The 23,587-nt window shown below is 61.5% G+C and carries 20 protein-coding genes; 8 read left to right on the plus strand and 12 right to left on the minus strand.

Annotated features, from left to right (window positions below; genetic code table 11):
- Window position 1 precedes the first annotated feature (1 nt).
- A complete protein-coding gene (locus ABRP84_RS04585) occupies window positions 2-391 on the plus strand; it encodes an ankyrin repeat domain-containing protein (RefSeq protein WP_349852864.1) in 390 nt (129 codons plus the stop codon).
- A complete protein-coding gene (locus ABRP84_RS04590; protein WP_239268680.1) occupies window positions 388-1,035 on the plus strand; it encodes a LysE family translocator in 648 nt (215 codons plus the stop codon). The genes ABRP84_RS04585 and ABRP84_RS04590 overlap by 4 nt, the downstream gene beginning before the upstream one ends.
- On the opposite strand, the gene ABRP84_RS04595 is transcribed toward ABRP84_RS04590, so the two are convergent.
- Window positions 1,032-2,393 (minus strand): type II restriction enzyme, encoded by a 1,362-nt coding sequence (locus tag ABRP84_RS04595; protein WP_349852865.1) that lies wholly within the window; start codon window positions 2,391-2,393, stop codon window positions 1,032-1,034. The two genes, ABRP84_RS04590 and ABRP84_RS04595, sit on opposite strands and share 4 nt — an antisense overlap.
- Window positions 2,386-3,228, minus strand: coding sequence for a DNA adenine methylase (locus ABRP84_RS04600; protein WP_349852866.1), 843 nt, complete (start codon window positions 3,226-3,228; stop codon window positions 2,386-2,388). Before ABRP84_RS04600 ends, ABRP84_RS04595 begins: the two co-directional genes overlap by 8 nt.
- 341 nt (window positions 3,229-3,569) lie before the next feature.
- Here ABRP84_RS04600 and ABRP84_RS04605 point away from each other — a divergent pair, with 341 nt between their 5' ends.
- The gene (locus ABRP84_RS04605) at window positions 3,570-4,148 is read left to right on the plus strand and encodes a TetR/AcrR family transcriptional regulator (protein WP_349852867.1); all 579 of its coding nucleotides are present in this window, start codon (window positions 3,570-3,572) and stop codon (window positions 4,146-4,148) included.
- A gap of 97 nt (window positions 4,149-4,245) precedes the next feature.
- Here ABRP84_RS04605 and rpsT read toward each other — a convergent pair whose 3' ends face one another.
- Both rpsT and ABRP84_RS04615 read right to left on the minus strand, forming a co-directional pair.
- Window positions 4,246-4,509, minus strand: a complete 264-nt coding sequence (gene rpsT / locus ABRP84_RS04610) for a 30S ribosomal protein S20 (protein ID WP_023023493.1) — start codon at window positions 4,507-4,509, stop codon at window positions 4,246-4,248.
- Between the two features lie 220 nt (window positions 4,510-4,729).
- Complete coding sequence (locus ABRP84_RS04615; RefSeq protein ID WP_005278018.1) at window positions 4,730-5,266, minus strand: type II toxin-antitoxin system PemK/MazF family toxin; 537 nt, start codon at window positions 5,264-5,266, stop codon at window positions 4,730-4,732.
- Window positions 5,267-5,284: 18 nt separating this feature from the next.
- Between ABRP84_RS04615 and lepA the strand changes: the two genes are divergently transcribed.
- The 4 genes from lepA (at window position 5,285) to efeB (ending at window position 11,635) form a co-directional block, all read left to right on the plus strand.
- On the plus strand, window positions 5,285-7,135 hold the full coding sequence (lepA, locus tag ABRP84_RS04620) for a translation elongation factor 4 (RefSeq protein ID WP_349852868.1): 1,851 nt from the start codon (window positions 5,285-5,287) through the stop codon (window positions 7,133-7,135).
- A gap of 250 nt (window positions 7,136-7,385) precedes the next feature.
- A complete protein-coding gene (locus ABRP84_RS04625) occupies window positions 7,386-9,284 on the plus strand; it encodes a phospholipase C (protein WP_349852869.1) in 1,899 nt (632 codons plus the stop codon).
- 3 nt (window positions 9,285-9,287) lie between these two features.
- Window positions 9,288-10,409 carry an EfeM/EfeO family lipoprotein gene (locus tag ABRP84_RS04630; RefSeq protein ID WP_349852870.1) on the plus strand — a complete coding sequence of 374 codons (1,122 nt, stop codon included), beginning with the start codon at window positions 9,288-9,290 and terminating at the stop codon, window positions 10,407-10,409.
- Window positions 10,409-11,635 carry an iron uptake transporter deferrochelatase/peroxidase subunit gene (gene efeB / locus ABRP84_RS04635; protein ID WP_349852871.1) on the plus strand — a complete coding sequence of 409 codons (1,227 nt, stop codon included), beginning with the start codon at window positions 10,409-10,411 and terminating at the stop codon, window positions 11,633-11,635. Before ABRP84_RS04630 ends, efeB begins: the two co-directional genes overlap by 1 nt.
- Window positions 11,636-12,032: 397 nt before the next feature.
- On the opposite strand, the gene ABRP84_RS04640 is transcribed toward efeB, so the two are convergent.
- Window positions 12,033-13,022 (minus strand): HNH endonuclease signature motif containing protein, encoded by a 990-nt coding sequence (locus ABRP84_RS04640; protein ID WP_349852872.1) that lies wholly within the window; start codon window positions 13,020-13,022, stop codon window positions 12,033-12,035.
- A gap of 157 nt (window positions 13,023-13,179) precedes the next feature.
- Here ABRP84_RS04640 and ABRP84_RS04645 point away from each other — a divergent pair, with 157 nt between their 5' ends.
- Window positions 13,180-14,556 (plus strand): M20 metallopeptidase family protein, encoded by a 1,377-nt coding sequence (locus ABRP84_RS04645; protein ID WP_284869579.1) that lies wholly within the window; start codon window positions 13,180-13,182, stop codon window positions 14,554-14,556.
- A 69-nt stretch (window positions 14,557-14,625) separates the two neighbouring features.
- Here the strand turns inward: ABRP84_RS04645 and ABRP84_RS04650 are convergent, their stop codons facing one another.
- From ABRP84_RS04650 to ABRP84_RS04680, 7 genes are all read right to left on the minus strand, one after another.
- Window positions 14,626-15,006 carry a hypothetical protein gene (locus tag ABRP84_RS04650; RefSeq protein WP_284869577.1) on the minus strand — a complete coding sequence of 127 codons (381 nt, stop codon included), beginning with the start codon at window positions 15,004-15,006 and terminating at the stop codon, window positions 14,626-14,628.
- Entirely contained in the window at window positions 15,006-16,808 is a 1,803-nt protein-coding gene (locus tag ABRP84_RS04655) for a BCCT family transporter (RefSeq protein ID WP_349852896.1), read from the minus strand. Before ABRP84_RS04655 ends, ABRP84_RS04650 begins: the two co-directional genes overlap by 1 nt.
- Before the next feature lie 145 nt (window positions 16,809-16,953).
- Entirely contained in the window at window positions 16,954-18,645 is a 1,692-nt protein-coding gene (locus ABRP84_RS04660; RefSeq protein WP_349852873.1) for an FUSC family protein, read from the minus strand.
- Window positions 18,646-18,706: 61 nt separating this feature from the next.
- Complete coding sequence (locus tag ABRP84_RS04665; RefSeq protein ID WP_349852874.1) at window positions 18,707-20,155, minus strand: ATP-binding cassette domain-containing protein; 1,449 nt, start codon at window positions 20,153-20,155, stop codon at window positions 18,707-18,709.
- On the minus strand, window positions 20,152-20,973 hold the full coding sequence (locus ABRP84_RS04670; protein ID WP_349852875.1) for an ABC transporter permease: 822 nt from the start codon (window positions 20,971-20,973) through the stop codon (window positions 20,152-20,154). The genes ABRP84_RS04665 and ABRP84_RS04670 overlap by 4 nt, the downstream gene beginning before the upstream one ends.
- Entirely contained in the window at window positions 20,970-21,935 is a 966-nt protein-coding gene (locus ABRP84_RS04675) for an ABC transporter permease (RefSeq protein ID WP_023030384.1), read from the minus strand. The genes ABRP84_RS04670 and ABRP84_RS04675 overlap by 4 nt, the downstream gene beginning before the upstream one ends.
- Window positions 21,932-23,452, minus strand: a complete 1,521-nt coding sequence (locus ABRP84_RS04680) for an ABC transporter substrate-binding protein (protein WP_349852876.1) — start codon at window positions 23,450-23,452, stop codon at window positions 21,932-21,934. Before ABRP84_RS04680 ends, ABRP84_RS04675 begins: the two co-directional genes overlap by 4 nt.
- Window positions 23,453-23,587 lie beyond the last annotated feature (135 nt).

A 23,587-nucleotide genomic window follows, 5' to 3' on the forward strand; every position in this document is an offset into this window, starting at 1 on the left:
CATGTCTGAGGAACAAGTGCAAGAATTCGCCGGTCGGCTCTTTGACATGGCGCGGGAGGGAAACCCGGATCTGCTGGACTATATTGACCAAGGCGTCAATATCAATCTGGTCAACCAAGACGGCCAGTCTTTTCTCATGCTTGCTGCCTACCACGGCCACGCAGATCTCGTTGCCGCGCTAGCAGGGGCCGGTGCCGACGTGAACTTGCTCAATGATCGCGGCCAATCGCCCCTGGCAGGTGCGATCTTCAAAAAAGAAGACGCGGTTATTGATGTCCTCCTAAACGCCGGTGCCTCCGCTACCGCCGGGCAACCAACCGCCATCGATTCAGCCCGCATGTTTGGCCGCGAGGATCTGCTCAGCCGCTTGGAAGGCGAGTCCGCGCAGTGAGCTGGACTTCTTTTTTCACTATCCTTCTGATGAACCTGGTGGGCGTAGCCTCCCCAGGCCCAGATATCATTCTGGTCACCCGCTACGCCACCAAGTCGCGCCGCCACGCCATCGCCGCGGCCGCGGGCATTCAAATCGGCGTGTTGTTCTGGTGCGGTGCTACGGTCTTTGGCGCGGCCGCCCTCCTGACCGCCTTCCCCGGAATCTTAGGCGCGGTCCAGGCCATCGGCGGCAGCTTCCTCGTCTTCATGGGATGGCGGGCGCTGCGCAGCGGCCTCGAACAGCGCACCAACCCACCCGTTGATCTGGAGGACGCCGAGGCCAAGCTAGGCCGGCTGCGCCACTCGTTCAAAATGGGGCTGGCAACGAACCTGTCTAACCCGAAGATCGTGCTTTTCCTCGCCGCTATGATTGCCCCGCAGCTGCCGGCATCCCCACCGTTGTGGCTGGCCATCGCGCTGACCCTGGCCCTAGCGCTATCGGCCTTCGCCTTCTTCCTCGTGGTGGCCACGGTGATTTCCACGAATGCGGTGCGCCGAAAGCTCATCGCCGCGGGCCCGTGGATCGATATCGGATCGGGCTTGTTCTTCATCATCGCCGGCCTCGCGCTCGTCGTCGCCGGCGTGCAGCAGCTCGTGGCTTAAAGCCCGGGCAGGGTTTCAGATTCGCCCTCTGCCACCACATCCAGCGCCCACTGGATCCACCGCGCCACCGTCGAGGCCCGCCGCCTCGCCGTGCCAGCGCCCAGGCCGAGTCCTTCTATCGACGCCGCGATCTCGTGAGTCTCGGCCACCTTCCCGCGCCCCAGGCTTATCTCCAGTGCCTGCCGGAAAACCCGCCGCGCCGCCAACGCGCGCAGCAGGGCAGCATTGCGCCCATCGCGCCGCGGCTGTGCGACGGCCTTTTCGCCGCGAGGGGTGAGCTGATAGTGGCCATCGGCAAGCGCCAGCAGCCCGAGGTAGCAGGCCGCATTGGCGTAATAGTCCGCCTGGCGCAGATGGAAATCGTACTGCTCGGCGATGTCCTCCTTGCTCATCGGCTGCTGCGCAATGAGCTCCACCAGGTTGACCACGCGCTCGAAGCTATTGGCCTGTGGGAAGGGAATCCCTGCCGGCTCCGGCTCAGCATCGACGGAGCCAATAATGCCCAGCGCATCATCCACGCTGAGGTGCGAAGCGCTCAGGGCGTAGCGGGCGTGGTCTACCAGCGCGATGCTGCGAAAATCCGCGGGATCGCTGAAATCGTACCGATACAGGTGGAAAATCCCATTCGAGTAGACCAAAAACACGGGCACCACGGCTTTAGTTAGCCGCTGCTGGAAGCGCCGGTACGGAAAATACAATTGCCGGATATTGAAGTCTTCGGAGATGTGGTTTTTCGCCTCCACCAGCACCAAATGCTCGAGCGATTCGAAGCCGCCGTCGATTTCCATCTGCGCGCGCTCGACCTTGACTTCCAGCCCCAGATCCGGCACCGGAATCGTCATTTCCAGCGACGACATGCGCCCGGCGACGGTGGCCTGCAATGGTTCGCATCTCAAAAAGTGCTCAAGCATGCCGCTTGCCGATGCCACATTCAACGCCATCGATTCCGAGTTCACGCTTTCGATATCGAGGGTGTCAAGGCCCGCTGGCATGTCCAACGTGCGCACAGAACCTGGCCCGGCGTGGGTGGGGTCCGGGAACCGTTCGTACAGGTCCAACGGCCCGACGAAGTATTCGCTGCGGCTAACCGGAAGAATCCCCAGGCCCAGTTCCTTGAAAATCCACGGTCGAGAGGTAGAAAAATCGTGCTTGGCCATCAGCCGCGGTTCCCGGCCGGAAAGCTCCTTTAGCTCTTTGGCCGTTAGGTAGAAGTATCCGTTTTCTTCTAGCTCCTCGCCACACCCCGAGGCCATGATGCGCAGCCATCCCCAATCATCGAGGCCAAGCTTTTCGCCTTCTGGGACATCAAAAAGCGCGCGAAGTTCCCGCTGCTCTTGTGCGCCCGGTACTTTACTCATCGCCCACCTCGTAGTTGCGCACGAGCACTTCATCTACCTTGCCGCGGCGCGAACCCACGGAGTTGATGGCGCGGGTAGCCGCAACGGTGTCGATGGAAAAATCCGCGTAGAGGTCGCGGATGAACTCCGTGGCGGAATTAGAGAGGAGGAACTTCACCCCGCGGGCATCGAGGTCATCGCACACCGCCTTCAAGCGCTCTTGTTCCGCGCGGTCAAAACCGCCCTTTTGATAACCGGTAAAGGAACTGGTGACGTTGACCGGGTCATAAGGCGGATCGAAATAGACAAAGTCTCCTTCACTGGCACCTGCCACCGCCGCAGCGAAATCACCCTGCGTGAAGGCGATGTCATTGTCCCGAAAATACTGGTGGACCCCGCGCAGCGTTTCTGCATCACAAATTGTGGGGTTCTTATAACGGCCAAAAGGCGCATTGAATTGCCCCGCGGAATTTACCCGGTACAGGCCGTTATAGCAGGTCTTATTCAGATACAGCGTCCGCGCGGCGCGCTCTGTAGCAGATAGCGCCGCGAACCGTTCTGCATCGCGGTCTACCGCGCGCAGCTGGTAGAAAAAGTCCGCGTCGTTCGGATACGTCGATACCAGGTTGATGAGCTCGTCGACGCCTTCGCGCACTACCTCATATAAATTAATCAGCTCCGAGTTGAGGTCATTGACCCGCGCTGAGGACGGGGTGAGCGAAAATAAAACCGCGCCACCGCCGATGAAGGGTTCATAATAACGCCGCGGGGCCCCAGCGGGCAGGGCGGCGTGAATATGCGGCAAGAGCTGGCGTTTCCCGCCGGCCCATTTCACCAGAGGTTTGACGTTGTTCATTGGTCACTTATCTTAGCCGCCCCCGGCGACACGAACACCATCACCCTTTCGAACGTATAAGCCTATAAACTGGTTGCTACAGCGTAAAATGTCCCGGCGATCAAGCGTCTGCTTCAGTAGCTGTCTTAGCGTTTGAGTAGGCGCCTGCTTTGCCGGCGTGGGCTGGGAACGTCGCGTTGACATGCTGTAACTTCGGCGATTTAAGACGGTTAGGCAAGCCTACCAGGGTCGGTTTTTCGTGGTGGGCAGAAAGACTATAAGGTGAAGAAAAATACCATATTTATGGGGTTGAATAGTTGGGTTTCCACGGGTTGAATATCGTGAGGAAGAGGGGAGAGAGTATGCCGCGCATTTCAGAGATCCGCGTCGCAGCACTGCGGCTCGTCATTGACCACGGGTATGACGGGTTCACCATGGAAGAGCTTGCGCACCACGTGGGGATATCGCGGCGTACCCTTTTTAACTACGTCAAAGATAAGGAGTCAGCGGTACTCGGCCCGGAAGTTTCGGAAAAGTTCGACCAGCAATTGCAAAACTTCGCCGCTGGCCTGCCCAGCGGTAGCCTGCGGGAGGATTCTGCAATCATGGCGAACGCGGAATTTGAGCATGCAGTGGGCAACGAATATTTCCCGGAGATTTCCCAATTGACCGCCCAAGCGCTCTCCCAGGATGGGAAATTACTGTCCATGTATTGGCGCCGAAACGAGCGCGTCATGATGCACATCCGCCGGGCATTGCAGGCGCGTGAAGGATGGAAGGCCTCGGATCCTCGGCTCATCCCGGCGGTCAATATCATCCACACGCAGTTTCAAACCGCTATCCAGACTTTTGTGGAATCCCATGGCCGCACATCATTGTCGGTGGCCTATGCAGATGCAGGCAAGATCTTCGAGGCCTACTTTGCCGATGAACTAGCCTAGGTCCATCTGCCGCAACAAAACCGGCGCAATAAAAATCCCCCGAACAAGTCGCTGCATGAAGCGGTGCTTTGTTCGGGGGAGACAAGAAGGCTAGTTACTAGTCCATCTTGTTGAAGGCGGTGGCCAAACCGGACTTCTTGTTGGCAGCAGCGTTGCGGTGGAAGACGCCCTTGGAAACGGACTTATCCAGCGCACGGGAAGCAACGCGCAGCTGCTTTTCTGCTGCAGCCTTGTCGCCGGTCTCTACGGCTGCGTGGAACTTGCGGATCTCGGTGCGAACCGCGGAACGCACGCTCTTGTTGCGCTGACGAGACTTCTCGTTGGTCAGAACGCGCTTCTGCTTGGACTTGATATTAGCCATGAAAATACCTCTTGATAATCGAAGATGATTGATTCAGAAACAAACCCACCGGACGTGTCCCGCGATCCCCGCCAAGTGCGGGAACCGCTCGGCGCTGGTATTCGAAGAGCGAACCCAAGGTCCTGCCCGCCCCGACCAACGCGCCCGGAAAGTAAGTAACTCGCAAATAATAGCAGCGCAGCCGACCCTGATCCAAGTTCGCAGCCGCCAGGCCGCCGAATTAGGCCCAGTGGTACCGCGAACGCAGCCGGTTGGCGATTCTTTCGAACCTGCGTTCTGGAAAAAGAATACCCTGGCGGCGCACCTGTTCCTCGGAAACCTCCAATAAACGGTCCAGGCGCACCCAACAATTGCGCCCGGAGGCGTCCCATTCGCCGCAACCGATTTCTAGCCAGGCATCGTCAAGCGCATGCTCCGGATTGGCGGAAATGAGCAGGCCCGTCACGGTGGTGCGGGTGCGCCCGACCACCAAGATGGCGCGCTCGCGGGGAGGGGACTGCTTGCCTTCCGATGGCGTCCACACCCACACGACCTCGCCGGAATCGGCCTGGCCGTCCATATCGGGGGAGAAGAAGATGGAACGGGGGTGCGCCGCGGTGGCCTCGACCTGGATGGAGGCGGCCTTGCGCGGTTCGTGGCTGTGGGTGGACCTATCCAGCCCTAACTGGGAGTTGATGCGGTTGAGGCCGGAGTCCACGGGCTCGCGCTCGCTGATTCCGAGCGCCTCGCGCAGACGGGTGAGCATGCCGGAATTCATGTCGACTATTGTAGACGTATGTCTGAAAACTTTGCGGCCACGACGTTTACGGATCCCGCCCGGATCCGTAACTTCTGCATTATTGCTCACATCGACCACGGAAAGTCGACGCTGGCAGACCGCATCCTGCAACTATCTAAGGTGGTTGCGGAGCGCGATATGCGTGACCAGTTCCTCGATAATATGGATATCGAGCGCGAACGCGGCATTACTATTAAGGCGCAGAACGTGCGCCTGCCGTGGGTGCCGCAATCGGGGGCATCGGCAGGCGAGCAGATCGTCATGCAGATGATCGATACGCCCGGCCACGTGGACTTTACCTACGAGGTCTCCCGCGCGCTCGAGGCGTGTGAGGGAGCCATCCTGCTTGTCGATGCCGCCCAGGGCATCGAAGCCCAAACCCTCGCCAACCTGTACCTGGCGATGGAAAATGACCTGGAAATCATCCCGGTGCTCAATAAAATCGACCTGCCCGCGGCGGACCCGGATAAGTATGCGCTGGAAATCGCCAATATCATCGGCTGCGAGCCCGAGGAGGTGCTGAAGGTATCGGGCAAGACCGGCGAAGGCGTGGTTGAGCTGCTCGATAAGGTCTGCGAGCTGGTGCCGCCGCCGTCCTCGGAGTACGAGCCCGATGCGCCCGCACGCGCGATGATTTTTGACTCCGTCTATGACACCTACCGCGGCGTGGTGACCTATATCCGCATGGTGGACGGCAAGCTCACCCCGCGTCAGAAGGTGACGATGATGTCCACCAACGCCAACCACGAGCTGCTGGAAATCGGCATCGTCTCGCCCACGATGCAAAAGTGTGAGGGATTGGGCCCTGGCGAGGTGGGCTACCTGATTACCGGCGTGAAGGACGTGCGCGAGACCAAGGTGGGCGATACCGTTACCTGGTCCCACGGCGGCGCCGAAACCCCGCTCAAGGGCTACAAGGACCCTGAGCCGATGGTCTATTCCGGGCTTTTCCCCATCTCCCAGGCCGATTTCCCCGACCTGCGCGATGCGCTGGAAAAGCTGCAGCTTAACGATGCCTCCTTGACCTTCGAGCCCGAGACCTCCGTCGCCCTCGGCTTCGGCTTCCGCTGCGGTTTCTTGGGCCTGCTGCACATGGAGATCACCCGCGACCGCCTAGAGCGCGAGTTCGGACTCGACCTGATTTCTACCGCCCCGTCCGTGACCTACCGCGTGGTGGGAGAAGACGGCGAGGAAAGCTGGGTTCACAACCCTTCAGATTGGCCGGAAGGCAAGCTCAACGAGGTCTACGAGCCCATTGTCTCCATGACCGTCATCGTGCCCGAGCAGTTCGTCGGCCCGACCATGGAGCTCTGCCAATCCAAGCGTGGCCAGATGGGCGGGATGGATTACCTGTCCGAAGACCGCGTGGAGCTGCGCTACACCATGCCTTTGGGTGAAATCATCTTTGACTTCTTCGACATGTTGAAATCCCGCACCAAGGGCTACGCCTCGCTCAACTACGAGGAGGCCGGCGAGCAGCAATCTGACCTCGTCAAGGTGGATATCCTCCTCAACGGCGACCCGGTCGATGCCTTCTCTGCCATCATCCACCGCGATTCCGCCCAGTGGTACGGCAATAAGATGACCAAGAAGCTCAAAGAGCTCATCCCGCGCCAGCAATTCGAGGTCCCCGTCCAAGCGGCCATTGGTACCAAGGTCATCGCCCGCGAAAACATCCGCGCCATGCGCAAGGACGTGCTGGCCAAGTGCTACGGCGGCGATATTTCGCGTAAGCGCAAGCTGCTGGAAAAGCAGAAGGCGGGTAAAAAGCGCATGAAGACCTTGGGCTCCGTGTCGGTGCCGCAGGAGGCCTTCGTAGCGGCGCTGTCGACCGACGCGGACGACTAGGCACTGGAAAGCGCAGCGTAATAGTACCTTAACTTTCAGTTAACAATCTTTGTGGCGTCGGCTGTGCAAAAGCGAGGTTGAACTGCACCTATAGGGCATTCCTGAGACTGGGAATGCCCATTTTGAGTGTTTGCGGTTTATGGTTTCGCGGCGTTTAATTTCGATTCGAAAGCGACCGATGACTCTTCGGCGAGCCACAGCCACTTTCTCCCTCTTTGTTTCACTCGTTTAACTTAAGGCGGAAAATAAGATGAAGCTTCGCTCTCGCGCTGTGGCAGTGTGCGCCGCAGCCGCTGCCACAACTTTCTTGGCCCCCGGTATCGCACAGGCCGAAACCAAGACCCCTATCGATCACGTCGTGGTCATTTACTCCGAAAACATTTCCTTCGACCACTACTTCGGTACCTATCCGAATGCCCTCAATGACGAGACCGAAAAGCTGCAGGGAAGCGAGAAACCTGCCCCTAAGTTCACCGCCAAGGCCAACACCCCTAAAGCGGATAATCTCGAAAACAGCGGCAAGCTGAAGGACAATCCGAATTCCATCGATCCTTTTCGCATCTCGCCTGAACACTCCGTGACCACGGACCAGAACCACCACTACGCCGATGAGCAGGAAGCCTACAACGGCGGCAAGATGGACAAGTTCCCAGAGACGGTGTCCACGGACATCGATAAGAGCAATGAGGGTGCCTACGCCACCCCGGGCATGACCATGGGATACTACGACGGCAATACCGTGACCGGTATGTGGAACTACGCGCAGAACTTCGCGCTGAATGACAACAGCTTCTCCACCATCTTCGGTCCCTCCACCCCGGGCGCGCTGAACCTGATTTCCGGCACCGTCGCCGATGCCACCATGCACGACCCAGCCACGGGCGACCAGCAGAAAATCGAAGATGGCAAGAACCACGCCCTGGCCGGCGTATCCGAGGACGGGTCTACCGCCACCGTGGTGGGCGACCCAGACCCGCTTTTCGATGACTGCTCCAATAAGTCCTCCGCCGGTACCAACCAAGTCACCGCGATGCACTCCAAGAACATTGGTGACCAGCTCAACGATAAGGACGTGACCTGGGGCTGGTTCCAAGGCGGATTCCGCCCCACCGATAAGGCAACGAAAGACTCCCGCGCCCGTTGCGGCTCTTCGCACACCACGCTGACCGGCCAGAATCAGACGGACTACAATCCGCACCACGAGCCGTTCCAGTACTACGCCTCTACCGCCAACCCGCACCACCTAGCTCCGTCCAGCGATGACATGATTGGCAAGACCGACCAGGCAAACCACCAGTACGACCTCGCGGACTTCGATACCGCCATCGAGCAGGGCAACCTGCCTTCCGTGTCCTTCCTCAAGGCCGCTAACTACCAAGATGGCCACGCCGGCTACTCCAACCCGCTGGATGAGCAGGCGTTTATCACCCACTACATCAATGAGCTGCAAAACTCCCCGGAGTGGGATTCCACCGCAGTCGTCATCGCCTACGACGATTCCGATGGTTGGTACGACCACAAGGCGCCGGAAATCCTCAACGGCTCCACCGACCCGCACCAGGACAAGGAAATTTGCACCGCCGCTGCTGCAAAGGTAGGCATCAAGGGCGATAAGAACGGCCAGTGTGGCCCCGGCACCCGCCAGCCGCTCTTGGTTGTGTCGCCTTATGCCAAGACCAACCACATCGATTCCACCTATACCGAGCAGACCTCGGTGACCAAGTTCATCCAGGACAACTGGGGCCTTGGCCGCTTGGGCGGGGATGCCTTCGATGACCGCGCAGGTGCGCTCACCGGCATGTTCGACTTTGGGGCTGCAGATAAGGCTCCGAAGCTCTTCCTCAATGAAACCGATGGCACTGTCGCAGAGGATTATGACTCCGTAGAGCGCGTGGATGACACCTCACGCGCTGGCACCAATCTGAAGCCGGTTGTCGATGGCATGAATGACACCAAGGTCACCGAGCAGGGCGTTCCCGCCGTGACCACGCTGGATAAGGCCCAGCAGCCGGATACCAACCACGCCGCATCCAGTTCCACCAAGGTGGGCATCATCGGTATCCTCGCCGCATTGGGCATAGCCGCTGGCATCATCGGCTGGGTCATGAGTGGTCACCCCGGCCTGGATTTGAAGAACCTGCCTTTCTAATTTATGAAGATTTCCCGTTTTGCTGTTGCATTCGCGCTCGCAGTTGGACTTTCCATCTCGCAAACGGGTGCCCAGGCGATGCTCAGCGGGCAGGGCAGCGAGCAACCCCCGCGCGAGCTCGCCGTGCGCGATGTGTATTCCTGCCCGGCGCCTGAGGACGTGCAGGGCGAGGCGAAATGGAAGATCAATAACACCACCGGGCTTGCCCTCACGGTCTATGTTTCAGATGACAAGGGCAATGCCTACCAGGTCCTCGAGCGCATCGGTACCCCCGCCATCCGCGAGTGGAACCCCCAGCTGGAGGACGGAACCTACCACCTGACCTGTGTATTTCACAACGATTCCGCGGTGGAGTCGGATGATTTCACGGTGGCGGGCTCCACCGTGGCTGATGCTCCCAAGATGGTTCCCATTACGGACCACGAGGTCGCCGCGGTATCCATCAAGCAGGCAGAAAACCAGAAAAAGCGCGTGCCGGAGCTGCAAAAGCGCGCCCATGCGCTTGCCGATGCCACTTCTTCCTCCCGCCCCGCCGCCCAAGCCGCCTACCTGGACTACCTGGAGTATTACCGCTCCTTCGACGATTCCAGCGCGGAGTGGCCGGGCCCGGATTTGGAGGCCTACGAAGACATCGAGCGCATCCTGTGGTCCAACCGTCCACCCAGCGATGCCGCCCTGCCCGCCACCGCGCTTGCCGATGCCACCGACAAAACCGCCCACGCCCTCGATACCTCCCATTTCGCCATCCCCGCCCCGGATTATGGGCTGCGCGCGCATGAGGTGATGGAGGAGTTCGAACGTTTTGATCTGCGCGGCGAGCGCGATTTCGGAGCCCACGCCCTGCCTACCGCCCTGCGCGGGGTTATTACATCGACGCGGGTGACGCTGGATCCCGTGCGCTCTTTGGTTGAGGATCGCGGTTTAGACACCGCTCCCATCTACGACCAGCTCGTGGACTTGGACGCCCTGGCTGAGGAATTCGACGATAAATACGGTGGTGCGTCTAGCATCGCTTTTGCGGACTGGACGCAGGAGGACCGCTTGCGCTTACAGGCGGGCGTCGCCAAGGCGAATGAGCTGCTCGCCCCGGTTGCCACCATGACCGTTATCCGGAGGATGAACTAGTGCCGTGCCCGTTTAACTTTTCCCGCCGCTCCTTTTTATCTGGCCTCGCCGCCTCCGCGGCCGTCGGCGCAGCCCCGGGAGCAGGAGCCGAGCCCACCTCGCTTCCGCTGGAATCCACCGATTCACTGGATCGCCCGGGCGCGCTGGATTTTCACGGCGAACACCAGCAAGGCATCATCAATCCTCCGCAGAAGTACTCGGAGGTAGTGGCGCTGGATGTGCAGGTGAAGACAAAAGCCCGCTTGGACAAGCTCCTGCGCACGCTAAGTGAAAGGGCGCGCATCTTAACCGCAGGTGGCACGCCGGCGCCCGATGGAATTGCCTATCCGGCGATGGATTCGGGCGAGTTGGGCCCAGAGCTGCCGGCCGACCACTTATCCATTACCCTCGCGGTGGGCGATTCGCTTTTCGATGACCGCTTCGGCCTTGCCGCCCACAAGCCCGCGCACTTGAGCGCGATGGAATCGTTTGCCGATGACACCCTGCAAGAAGAAATGTGCCACGGTGACTTAGCTTTGCAGATTTGCGCCGATGAACGCGATACCGTTCTCCACGCGCTGCGCGATATCTTGCGCCATACGCGCGGCGATGTGGCGGTGCGCTGGCGACAGAATGGTTATATGAATTCCCCGCGGCCATCGGGTACGCAGCGCAATCATTTGGGGTTTAAGGATGGCATCGTTAATCCTGGCCCCGATAACTACGATTCGCTCGTGTGGGCCGGTTCGGATGAGCCTGCCTGGGCCGCAGGCGGTAGCTATATGGCGGTGCGGCTTATTGCCATGTACACCGAGTTTTGGGATCGCATTTCCATTGCCGAGCAGGAGCAAATCTTCGGCCGCGACCGCGCAACGGGCGGCCCGCTATCGGGCGGCGACGAGCACGCCGAACCGGATTACCTCGATGATGCCACCGGCGATGTCATTCCCACCGATGCCCACATCCGCCTGGCTAATCCTCGCACCCCAGAAACCGCTGACCAACTTATGCTGCGCCGCGCTTATAACTACGACAACGGCGTGCGCGATAACGGCACCCTAGACGTGGGACTGGTGTTTATTTCCTTCCAGCAGGACTTGGAAAGACAGTTCATCACGGTGCAAAAACGCCTCGAAGGCGAACCGCTGGCTGACTATATCCGCCCCTACGGCGGCGGCTACTTCTTCGCGCTTCCCGGCATCGCCGATGAATCCGATTATTTCGGCCGCAGCCTCCTTGAAGCCTAAAACCTCCTACCCAGCTAACCACTGGTCGCTCGCGAACATCTACCACCGCGCCAAGGTCGTGACTTAGCACCCAGCGATGGAGGCACACCACAACGCACCGTCGGCACAGGGTCTCCCGGTGCACCGTTTTCCCGGCACAAAGTTCCCAGGGCACCTAGATCCCACGGCGCCCGGATCCCAGGGTGCCCTGTCTCATGGCACACCCTTCCCACCGCGCACGAGCCTTACGGCGCACGGGCCTTGGGGTAGAAGGCTTATGGCACGCCAAACCGGCAACCGCTAAACCAGCGGTTGCTATCGGCGGCAATAAGAAGAGCAACGGCAGGAAAGGCGCCACTTACTTAGGAACCCCAGAACTGTTCGGGCCCGGCTCAATCGCATCAAGTAAAGGCGGCACCTAGCTGGGCGGCGAGGCCCAGGGTGGTAGCCATTCGATGCGGCCGCGGTGGCGATGCAGGCGGCCGCGCACCGGTGGGGCGTGCGGGTCATCGTCATTGACGCCGTTGTGGTAGGGGCAAGCAATGGTCAGGTTATCCATATTCGTCTCGCCGCCGTGCTTCCACGCCTGGAGATGGTGGACCTGGCATTTATCGGCAGGATAATTACACTCCGCCCACGGGCAGGAGGGGTTTTCGGCGGCGGCCATCAACCGCTGCTTTTCGGAGGCGAACCGGGAGGTCCTATAGAGGTTGACCGGGCCTTTGAAGGGATGGATGAGGGTGATGAGGCCTACCTCGGCTAGCTTTTTCTCCACCAACTTGGCTCCGGAAATTTCGGCACCATTGGTCATCTGCAGCGTGACCTCTTCACCGCCGCCGCTTAAGATTTTATCCAGCTCATCGAGGTGGATGATGATATTGGTGCTAGCCACTGGGCGCGTGGCACCACCGCGAAAGAAGATGCGGTCGACGGCCTCGAGCGGGGAATCCTCTCCTATGGTGGAGTGCAGGTCAGCGATGAAATCGGAATCGCCCGTAATAGACAGCGTGGAGGGCCCGCCCTTGCGCCGGGTCATGCGCACCCCGCGCTGGGGCTGGCGGGGAGGATACATCTCCTTGAGCCGGGTGCGCGCCAGCTTGTCGATGTCCCGCGACGTCGCACACAACTCCGCCCGCAGCGCCCAAGCGTCTCGCTTAGTCTTGGTGCGGGAGACGTATTTTTCAATCAGCTTGAGCGTGGTTAAGCAGTGCTTGGTTTCCCGGCACGTGCGCTGGCGGCGGGTGAAGGAGGTAGGGCCGAAGTAGGCATCGGCAAGCAGCAGCAATTCGCGCGATTCTTGCCGGGAAATGCCGAGCCGCCGCAGGTCCGCCTCGGCAAGGCCGAATACCTCGCCGAGAAGCTCCATCGGCGAGGTTAATTGTCGGGCGTAGTCCTGCAAGCGGGTCATGCCTGCGAGGTTAAGCCACCGTCCACCCACGCGAAAGCCCGCTCCGCCTCGCCTGTGGATAACTCGCCCCACGCGTCACACCTGTCGCCTCGCCGCCCATTCACCCTGCGGATAACCTGCGGTATTGTCGAATATGACAGCGAGTAAAGGAGCCTACATGACTGATCCCACGAAAATTGTTCGCCCCAACCACCCCGGACGTAAGTCCGCGCCGCGCCAAGCGCAGGAGTTGCCGCCGCTGCCGGTGACAAGGGCGCGCATCGGCAAGCAGCAGGCGACGGAGATTTTTCAGGACATGGGCGAAAACATGGTGGAGGACCTGCAGGAAATTCGGCGCGATTTGCACCGTCACCCGGAAATCGGGCTGCACCTGCCGCGCACGCAGAAAAAAGTCCTTGAGGCGCTCGAGGGCCTGCCGCTCGAGATCCATGTGGGGCAGGATCTCAGCTCCGTGGTGGCGGTGCTGCGTGGCGGCAAGCGCGGCGAGCGGCCGGTTTCGGTGCTGTTGCGCGCGGATATGGACGCGCTGGAGGTGCATGAGCAGACCGGAAGCCCCTTTGCGTCGATCAATGAATACATGCACGCCTGCGGCCATGACCTACATACCGCGGGGCTGATTGGGGCCGCGCGCATGCTGTGTGAGCACCGTGAGGAGCTGCATGGCGATGTCACCTTTATGTTCCAGCCCGGCGAGGAAGGCCCCGGCGGTGCGCAGCCGATGATTGAGGAAGGCGTGCTCGATGCCGCTGGCCGACGCCCAATCGCCGCCTACGGCCTGCACGTGGGCCCGCAGGATCGGGGCACGTTCCACTATGTTCCCGGGCCGATGATGGCAAGCTCGTCCAACCTGACCATTACGGTGCTGGGTAAGGGCGGGCACGGTTCCCGCCCGCACGATGCCATCGACCCCGTCGCGGCGCTGGCGGAAATTCAGATGGCGCTGCAGACCGCGCTGACGCGCCGCTTCGATGCGCTGGAGCCCATCGTGATCACCGTGACCAACCTGTGGGCGGGCAATGGTGCGTATAACGCGATTCCGGATCGCGCGGCGCTGGGGGCGACGGTGCGCGTTCTTCGCGACGAAAAGATCGACGCCGTCCGCCAAATGATCACCGAGGTCTCCAGCTCGGTGGCTGCCTCGCACCGGTGCACCGCGCAGGTGGATTTCGAGGTGCTGTATCCCACGACGAAGACGAACCCGCGGGAGAACCAATTTGCCGCCACGCTGTGGGGGCAGATGTTTGGCGCGGAAAATATGCAGCCTTTCGAGGCCCCGATGATGGCCTCTGAGGACTTCGGCTATGTCCTTTCCCAAGTGCCGGGCACGTTTATGTGGATGGGTACGGCCAACCCTTCGACGCCCGAGAACCAGCGCGAGTGGAATCACTCGCCGATGATGCGTTTTGATGACTCCGTGCTCGGTATGCAGGCAGCAGCGCTCGCCGCCGTGGCTTTCGAGCGCCTGGCCACCGAAAACGAGCATCCTTCCGCACAAACCAGGGCCATGCGAGAGGCAGCCGGCGTGCAGAAATAATTCATCCCTGTGAACTGCGCGAGCGCGCCAGAGTAGTGGGTAGGTCGCTGCAGGTGCCGTGCTCGGCGGCTAAGGCCGGCGGATAACGGCAGAGGCGAGGCCAATGAGGGCGATGGCGCCGACAATGATGGAGGCTACCGGCCAGTACTGCGGGAAGTACTTGAGCGTATAGCCAAAGACCTGGCTGTCATCGAAGTGCCGAGCCAAGGCGAAGGGCATCCACCACAGCTTGCTGACTGCGAGCACCGCGCCCAGTACACCGGCGATGACACGGCCGCGCCCGCGGAGAAATAAGCTGGCGGCCACGAGCGCGATGCCGGCGATGGCGGCGGCGAAGAGCAAGGGAGTGTTCGTGCTAAGTGGTGAGCCGCGCAATAAGAATTCGTGGTCAATCTCGTGCTGCTCGATGAGGGTGTAGCCATCGAGAACGACATCGCTGGGAAGCCCCATTATTTCTCCTCATTTTCTGGGTCGTATCCATCGGACCATTTACCGGTTTCGAAGTCATAGTCGACGTTTCGGCCTTCTTCGTCGGTGCGTTGGTACCACTCGGTATAGCGGTCCGCGGCGGAATCGAAGTCATGCCCGGCCCCGCGTCCGTCCTCGGCGTGCTGGACGGTGAACTCGAATTCATCGCCATGCTCTGCGATGCCGCGCATGACCGCATTGTCCATCGCCGAACGGGCATAGGTGCGGCGGATAAACATCGGATCAGAGCGCAGATCCTTGATGAACGCCACCATCATGGTCAACAGCACGAGGCAGAAGGGCAGCGCTGCCAGGATGGTGAGGTTTTGAAGGCCGGTGAGGACGTCTTCGCCGCCGGTCAGCAGCATGACGATGGCGATGCCCATCATGCACAGACCCCAAAAGATGACGATGAGCTTATTCGGGGTTGGGTCACCCTTGGAGGACATGGTGCCCATGACCACGGAGGCGGAGTCGGCCGAGGTGACAAAGAAGACCGAGAGAATGACCAAAAGGATAAATGGGGTGATGCTGCCAAGGGGGAGGTCTTGGAACATCGAAAAGAGCACCTGCTCATTGGAGGATTCACCGTCGATGCCCTCTACACCTTCTTGGTTGAAGGAAATGGCGGTGCCACCAAAGATGGTAAAGGCCAACGCCAAGATGGCGGTGGGGGCGAAGATGGTCACGGCGGCGAATTCGCGAATGGTGCGGCCGCGGGAGATGCGGGCGACGAACATGCCCACAAACGGCGTCCACGCAATCCACCAGGCCCAGTAGAACGCCGTCCAGTAAGACTGGAATTCAATGGTCTCATCGCCCCAGGACAAATCCTTGGCCATCATGGGCAGAAATTGATCGATATAGGTCACGATGCCCGAAGGAATCAGGTTCAGCAGCAATAGGGTGGGCCCGACCAAGAAAACGAAAGCGACAAGCCCCAAGGTCAAGGTGATATTGATATTGGACAGGTAGCGCACGCCGCGCGCGACGCCAGAGACCGCAGAGATGATAAACGCGCAGCCTAAGACGGCTATGACGATGATGAGTGCGGAATTGGTCATGGGGCCCGCGCCGCGAATGATGCTGACGCCCTGGCCGATTTGAATAGCAGAAAGCCCCAGGGTAGCGGCGGTACCGAAGAGGGTGGCGATAAGCGCCATGACATCGATAAGCTTGCCCAGCGGGCCGTCCGTGGCGCGGGAGCCGAAGAGCGGCTGGAAGATGGAAGAAATGAGGGGTACGCGCCCGCGCCGGTAGGAGGAATAGGCAATCGCGGCGCCAACCAAAGCATAGGCCGCCCACGGGGAAATGCCCCAGTGGAAGTGCGATTGGGCCATGGCTTGGTGCAGTGCCTCGACGGAGCTGCCGTTATCCACGGTGTGCGGGGGAGGGCTGAGGTAGTGCGATAGCGGCTCGGAGGGCCCGTAGAAGAAGATGCCGACGCCGATGCCGGCGCCAAACATCATCGCTACCCAGCTGAAGTAGCTGAATTCGGGCGTTTCCGTATCCGTGCCAAGCTTGATACGGCCGAGGCGGGAGAACCCGATATAGGCCATGGTCACGGTGGCCAGCAGCATGGTGATATTCAGCAGCCATCCTGTATTGGTGATGGCCCAGTTAAAGGCCGTGGAGGAGGCGGCGGCCAGGTTATCGAGCATGGTGATGCCCCACATAATAAAGGCCACGATGAGGACGGCGGTGATGGAAAATAGCGATTTATCCAGGCCGAAGCGGTTGCGTTGGTCCTCAACGCTGATGCCAGGCACCAGCCCGGGGTGCATATTGTGCGGGTAGAGCCCGACGGCGCTGCCCTTATCGTGCGGTTCGAGGGAGCGCTTGTAGGCGCGGGAGGAAGAAGTCACGGTGTCCTTAGATCGGCGAGGGGGAGTGGCTTCAATTGTTCAGTACCGCGACGCATTCCACAAGCTAGCGCGTTTGGGCATGCGCGGCGTGAATCTGCTTGACGATGCCGTCTAGCTCCTCCCTGCTTGCCATCCTGAACGGGTGCGTGGAGCAATAGTCGAGCAAGAAATAGCCCGCGTGCTGGATGGCGATGTGCCGCTGCCACAATTCGCGGGCGGTGGCGGGGTTATCGGCGGCGAGGGATTGCATGGCGCGGCGCTCGGATAACAACTCGTATTGCAGGTCGCGGCGGCTGGCGAGGACCTCTTCGGGAGTATTGATAAACAGCAGCCCGAGCAGGGTGGACATGGATTCCATGGCGCGGGTTTGCAAGCGGTGCTGGTTGCGGACGGGCGCGGAACGCTGCCAGAACCACAGCACGATGGTGGCCACGATGATGGAGATGAGGACCTCGCTGATGCGCGCCTGGATGGTGGGCCAGAGGGGGCGCTGCGCGGAATTGCCCATCAGCAGCGCGAGCGGGGTGGAGAAGATGACGCAGATGGCGTAGTTTTTGGCCACGAAAATTTCCGCGCAGAATTGGCAGGCGGCGAGGGCTACCAGCAAGCTCCACCCGGACACGCCGAAGTAGTGGAAGATAGAAAACAGCATGACGCCGACGATGGAACCGAGCATGCGGTGGATACCGCGGACAGTGCCGGCGACGTGGTCTGGTCCCCACTGCAGCATGAGAAAGGCGGAGACCACGCCCCAGTCTGGGCGGTCAAAACCTAAAGACAGGCTGACCACCGTGGTAATAGCGGCAGACAACACAATCTTCTGCGTGGTCACCATGGCATGCGAATCCCGCACCGCGGCGCGGTAGATGCGGTAGCGCCCGGTGGGGCGGGTGTGCGGGATAGCGGTGCGGTGCGGGTCCACATCGGTGGCGTAATCAGTCAGCAGATCGGAAGAAGAACCCAAGTCCAGCGCGCGGTTATGCGCGACGATGCGCCCTTGGGCCTGCAAGGTGCGATCCACCAGGCCCGCGGCTGCCGAGTTGATGATGCGGCCGCCGCGGATAATGCCGGCATCGGCAAGCGCTTGCCAGGCCGTTGAGAGCGCCGTTTGGGCCTGGTGGTGGCGGGCGAGGGAATCATCCTCGCCGGAAACAAACGCAGCGGTGGCCTTTTCCAAGGCGGCGACGGCGCGGCGCTCGGGGCCGTGCACATCAATGAGCGCGGGCGCCATGCCCAGAATCAGGCTGGCCAGCACGCCGGTCAGGGACCAGAAGAACAGCTGGCCGACGCTCGTATCCGTCCGTGCCAGCATCACCGAGCCGCCGCCGACCAAGACGAGGAAGAAGGCGCCTGGCGGCGGTAGGCGCAGCGCGTTCTGGGCAAAGCCGCACAGCGCGGCGAGCAGGAGGGAATAGAACCCGGCGAGCAGCAGCCACCAGTGCCCGTGCCCGGAGACGAAAATCAGGTGGCCGACCAGCACGCCCACGGTCGCCACGGTGGTCAGGGCCAGGCCCGCGGTAAGGATGACGCGGGGCCGGGTGCGAAAGGGGTGGCCCTCGCCGAAAATAACGGCGAAGGCGCCGGTGGCCAGCAGCAGGATGGCGTAGTCGTGGCCGGTGAGCATGGCGAAGGCGCCGGGAAGCAGCAGCGCCAAGGCCGCGCGCAGGGCGCCGGGCCAACGCACGGAGGCGGTATTAAAGGCGGTCAGCAACTGGGTGGTGCTGGGGCGTTGCGGGATAGGGTGGTCGGTGCTCACGAGCCTGCTGGACTCCTTTCGTTTAAAACGTCTACCGCAACCACCCTACGCCGCAGGGATCTTACTGCCCTGCAGCGGCAATGAGTCGGCGGGTGTAGTCGCTTTCTGGCGCAGACCACACGCGCTCGGTGGGCCCGTGTTCGACGAGCTCGCCGCGGTTGAGCACGGCGACCCTATCGCAGAGCCCGCGCACCACGGAGAGATCGTGGGTGACAAACAGCAGGGTCAGCCCGCGGTCCTCGATGAGGCGGGCGAGCAATTCCAGCACCTGGGCCTGCACGGACATGTCGAGGGCGGAGACGGCTTCATCGGCAAGCAGGATATCCGGTTCGCCGCACAGCGCGCGGGCGATGGAGATGCGTTGGCGCTGCCCGCCGGAAAATTCGTGGGGGAAGCGGTCGAGCGCCTTGCCGGACATGCCCACCTCTTCCAGCGCGGCGGCGGCGCGCTCGCGTTGCTCGGCCTTGGACAGGCGCCCGGGCATGGCCTCGGCGATGGATTTCCAGATTTTCAGCCGCGGGTTTAGCGAACCTTGCGGGTCTTGGAAGACCATCTGCACGCGCCCGTTCACGGTGCTGGTTCCGGAGGTTGGGGCATCCAGTCCAGCCACGATCTTCAGCAGGCTGGTCTTGCCGGAACCGGAGCCGCCGACGATGCCGAGCCGCTCGCCGCGGCGCACGCGGAGATCGATTCCCGCCAGCGCGGCCTGGGAGCCATGCTGCTTGCCGATGCCCTCCAGCACCACCGCTTCCTTCTCCCCACCCGCCGGGGTGAGGGCGAAGTCTGGCGGCTGTGAGGCCGAAACCAGTTCTTGGGTATAGGCGTGGCGCGGCTGAGTGAGTACGCGCTCGGTGTGACCTTCCTCCACGATGTAGCCATCGCGCATGACCAGCACCCGCGGGCACATGCGCTGGATGACGTTGAGGTCGTGGGTGATAAAAAGCAGGGCGGTGCCGCGTTGTTCGGTCACGCGCTCGATGACGCGGAGGACCCCGTCTTGCGTGGTGGCATCGAGGGCGGTGGTGGGCTCGTCGCAGATAAGCACGTCGGGGCTGCCTGCCATGGCCATGGCTAAGAGGACGCGCTGGCGCTGCCCGCCGGAGAGCTGGTGGGGAAAGCGTGAGGCGAGATCGGCGTCGAGGTCGACCTCTTCTAGGGCCGCGGCGATATCGCGCGTACCGGCGTGGGTGAGCTGAGCACTAATGCGCATTAGGGGATCCAGCGCACTCATGGGTTCTTGGAAAACCATGGCCATGGTCTTGCCGCGCAGCGGACGGATGGCGGAATCTCGCGCGCCGATGATCTGATGATCGGCCACGGTGACCTCGCCGGTGGCGGAAATCCCCGTGGGCAGCAGGCCCATGATGGACAGCGCGGTTAGTGACTTACCGGAGCCGGATTCGCCGATGATGCCGAGCTTTTCGCCCGCCTCGAGCTCGAAGCTAATAGGTCCGACGAGGGAGGATTCGGAGGCGCTGAGGCTGAGATCGCGCACGCTTAAAAGGCTCATCGCGTGGCTCCTTTCATGCGGGGGTCGAGGGCGTCACGGAGGGCATCGCCAAGCAGGTTAAAGCCCAAGACCGTGGCGGCGATGGCGAGTCCTGGCCACAGGGCCTGGAGGGGATCGGTGCTCAGCAGCGATTGGGCATCCTGCAGCATGCGGCCCCACGAGGCGGCCGGGGGTGGGGTGCCCAAACCGAGGTAAGACAGGCCCGCCTCCGCGAGGATGGCGAGGGCAAAATACACCGAGGCCTGGACGATGATAAGGCCCGCGATATTCGGCAGCACGTGGCGCACCGCAACCTTCCAGCCCGGCACGCCGGAGATGTGGGCGGAGGCGATATAGTCCTGCGTGACCACCTGCAGCGTGCCAGAGCGCGCCACGCGGGCAAAGGAGGGGATGCCGGAAATACCGATGGCAATCATGGCCGTCAGCGTCGATGGGCCCCAGACCGCGCCGGCGATGATGGCGAGCAAGAGCGCCGGGAAGGCGAGTACCACGTCGGCGCCGCGCATGACCAGCGCTTCTACCCAGGTATCGCGGCGCATGCCCGCGAGAATCCCCAGCGGGATGCCGATAAGACCTGCGATGCCGACGGCGATAAGACCCACGAAGACGGTGATTTTCGCGCCCGCCATGATGCGCGAGGCGGTATCGCGCCCGTAGCGATCCGTGCCTAGGACGTGATCCGCGGTGGGGCCGGATAGGCGGCTACCCGGCTGCGCGAGGGTGGGATCGTACGGCGTCCACACCAGCGATACGAGGGCGATTACTACGACCGCGCCGACGAGTACGGCGCCTAGCCAACCAGAAAAACGCATTTTCATCGCGCGTCACCTGCCTTGATTCGGGGGTCGATGAGGCGGTAGGCGACATCGGTAAGCATGTTGACTGCCAGCGCGAAGGTGACCAGCAGCATGACGAGGGTCTGCACCGTGGTCAGATCGCGCACGGAGACCGCATCGAGCAGCATGGAGCCCACGCCGGGGATGACGAAGACGGATTCAATGACCACGGCGCCTACCACCATCGAGGTCAATTGCAGGCCAGAGACCGTCAGCACCGGCAGGGCGGCATTGCGCAGCCCGTGGCGGTGCAGGGCCTCCCGCGGGGAATCGCCCAGGGCGCGGGCGGTGCGGATATAGTCCTGGTCCATAACGTCGAGCACCGAGGAGCGCATATAGCGCGTAAGCATGGCGCCCTGGACCAGGGCCAGCGCGATGACCGGCAGGATGAGGTGGCGCAGGAAATCGCCCACGCCGCGGTTGGGCGGCACCCAACCATTGGCCGGCAGCCAGCCCAGGTGGACCGCGAAGATGGCCACCAAGATGATGCCGACCAAGAAGCTTGGCACGGCGATGCCCAACTGCGTTCCCGCGGAGACCAGGCCGGCAACCCGCGAATTGCGGTTATGCGCCAGCCACATGCCGATGGGAATCGCGCAGGCCAGCGCCAAGGCCATGGCCAGGCCGATGAGGATGAGCGTGACCTGCAGGCGGTCAAGGACGAGCGGGGTGATGTCCTGCTGCGAGGACAGCGACTTGCCAAAATCACCGGTGGCAAGGCCCTTCATCCACTCGCCGTATTGCGCGATGAGCGGCCGGTCGAGGCCGAGTTCCGCGCTGAGCTCGGCGATGGCGTCCTCAGTGGCATTAACGCCCAACGCGACGCGCGCCGGGTTGCCGGGCACGGCGCGCATGAGCGCGAAGATGATGAGGGAGGCGATAAAAAGCGTGAGAACGAAGCGTAGCAGCGGCCGGATTATGGCCTGTGCCCGAGAGGTACTCATTGGTCCTCCTTATCGTCGGTGAGATCGCGCAACACGATGGCGTCGGTGACCTGATCGGTGTGCAAGCCGCCGATGCCGTGGCGCGTTAGAACGACATTCGGCATATTCACCACGGTCAGCGCGCCGGCATCGGCCATGACTTGGTCCACGACCTGCGTCATGCGGCGGGGATAGTCTTCAGGCTTCGCGGTATCTGCCTTTTCGAGCAGCTCGCGCGTGCGGGCGGAATCGTAATTCAGGTAATAATCCGGGTTGCCAAAAAGCGCCGGGATATCGCGGGCCTCCACGTGGGAGATAATCGACATCTGGTAGTCCTTGGCGCCGTGAACCTGGCCCAGCCACACGGCGGGGAACTCGGCGGTTTCGAGGGTGACGTCGAAGCCGACATCGGAAAGCTGCGAGTACAGCAGCTCAGAGATGGCCTGGGCATAGTAGAGCGTAGGCACGGTGATGGTGAGTGGGGTGCCCTCAGCGTCGGCATCGGCAAGCAGCGAGCGGGCCTTATCCGGGTTGAAGTCGTAATAGTTTTTGCCCTCGAACCACGGATCGGTGGGTGGGATGGGCGCGCCGCCGGTATCGGTGGCCATGCCGGACCACACAATGTCATTGGCGGCCTTGCGGTCGACGGCGTAGGCCACGGCCTGCCGCACGCGCGGATCGTCGAAGGGGGCGCGGTCATTATTCATCGAAAGCAGGACCTCACCATTGGTGGTGCCTACGTTGGTATCGATGGAATCATCCAGGGAATCGAGGATTTCGGGGTTGCCCACGCCCCAGACGACGTCCACGCCGCCCGAGCGCAGCGCGGTGACCGAGGAAATGGCATCGGGGAAGTAGCGCACCGTGACATCGTGCTCAGACGGCGTGCCCCAATAATCATCGCGCTTGTGCAAGGAGACGAATTCTGAGGGGGAAAATCCCGCCACCTCGTAGGGGCCGGTGCCTATAGGCTTCGCTGCGAGGTCGTCCATGCCCTTAGGCGACATCATTGCGCCGATGGTGGTGCCCATGGACCACAGCCAGCCATTGGAGGGCTTTTCTAGGCGCACCTTGAGGGTGTGGTCATCTACTGCGGTGGCGCTTTCGACCGGGTCCATGGCAGCGGAAATGCCGTTGGCCCAGTCATTTTTTACGTAATTAATGGAAAAGGCTGCGGTCTGCGCGGTAAAGGGGTCGCCATTGGAAAAGGTCACGCCATCGCGCAGGTGGAAAGTATAGGTCTTCGCATCCTCACTGATGTCCCAGTCCTTGGCTAAGCCTGGGGTGATGGAGCCGTCTTCATCGATGCGCACCAAGGTTTCATAGACATTATCCATAAGCACCGAGGGCGCGGCGGCCCCACCGGTAGTGGTGAAATCGAGCGAGGTGGCCCCCGAACTAGATGCCACCGTTAGGGCGGCGTTGTCGCCGGAGGTATCTACCACCGCCGTATGGCCCGCTGAACAAGCTGTTATCGTGCCCAGGGCTGTCACCATCGCGAGACAGCCCAGCGCTGAGCGCGCGCGCAAAATTTTCATAAATGAAGAATAACGTGTGTGTTACTCAACACATAAACGCTCTAAAACCATTCGGGGGGAGGCATATATTGCCATTAATTAGGGCAATCTCAGCGGCTGTTGTGTGGCGAGCCTCGGTGGCACCGAGCGGCCAGC

The organism is Corynebacterium sp. KPL2861 (genome assembly GCF_040225475.1).
Taxonomy (GTDB): Bacteria; Actinomycetota; Actinomycetes; order Mycobacteriales; family Mycobacteriaceae; genus Corynebacterium.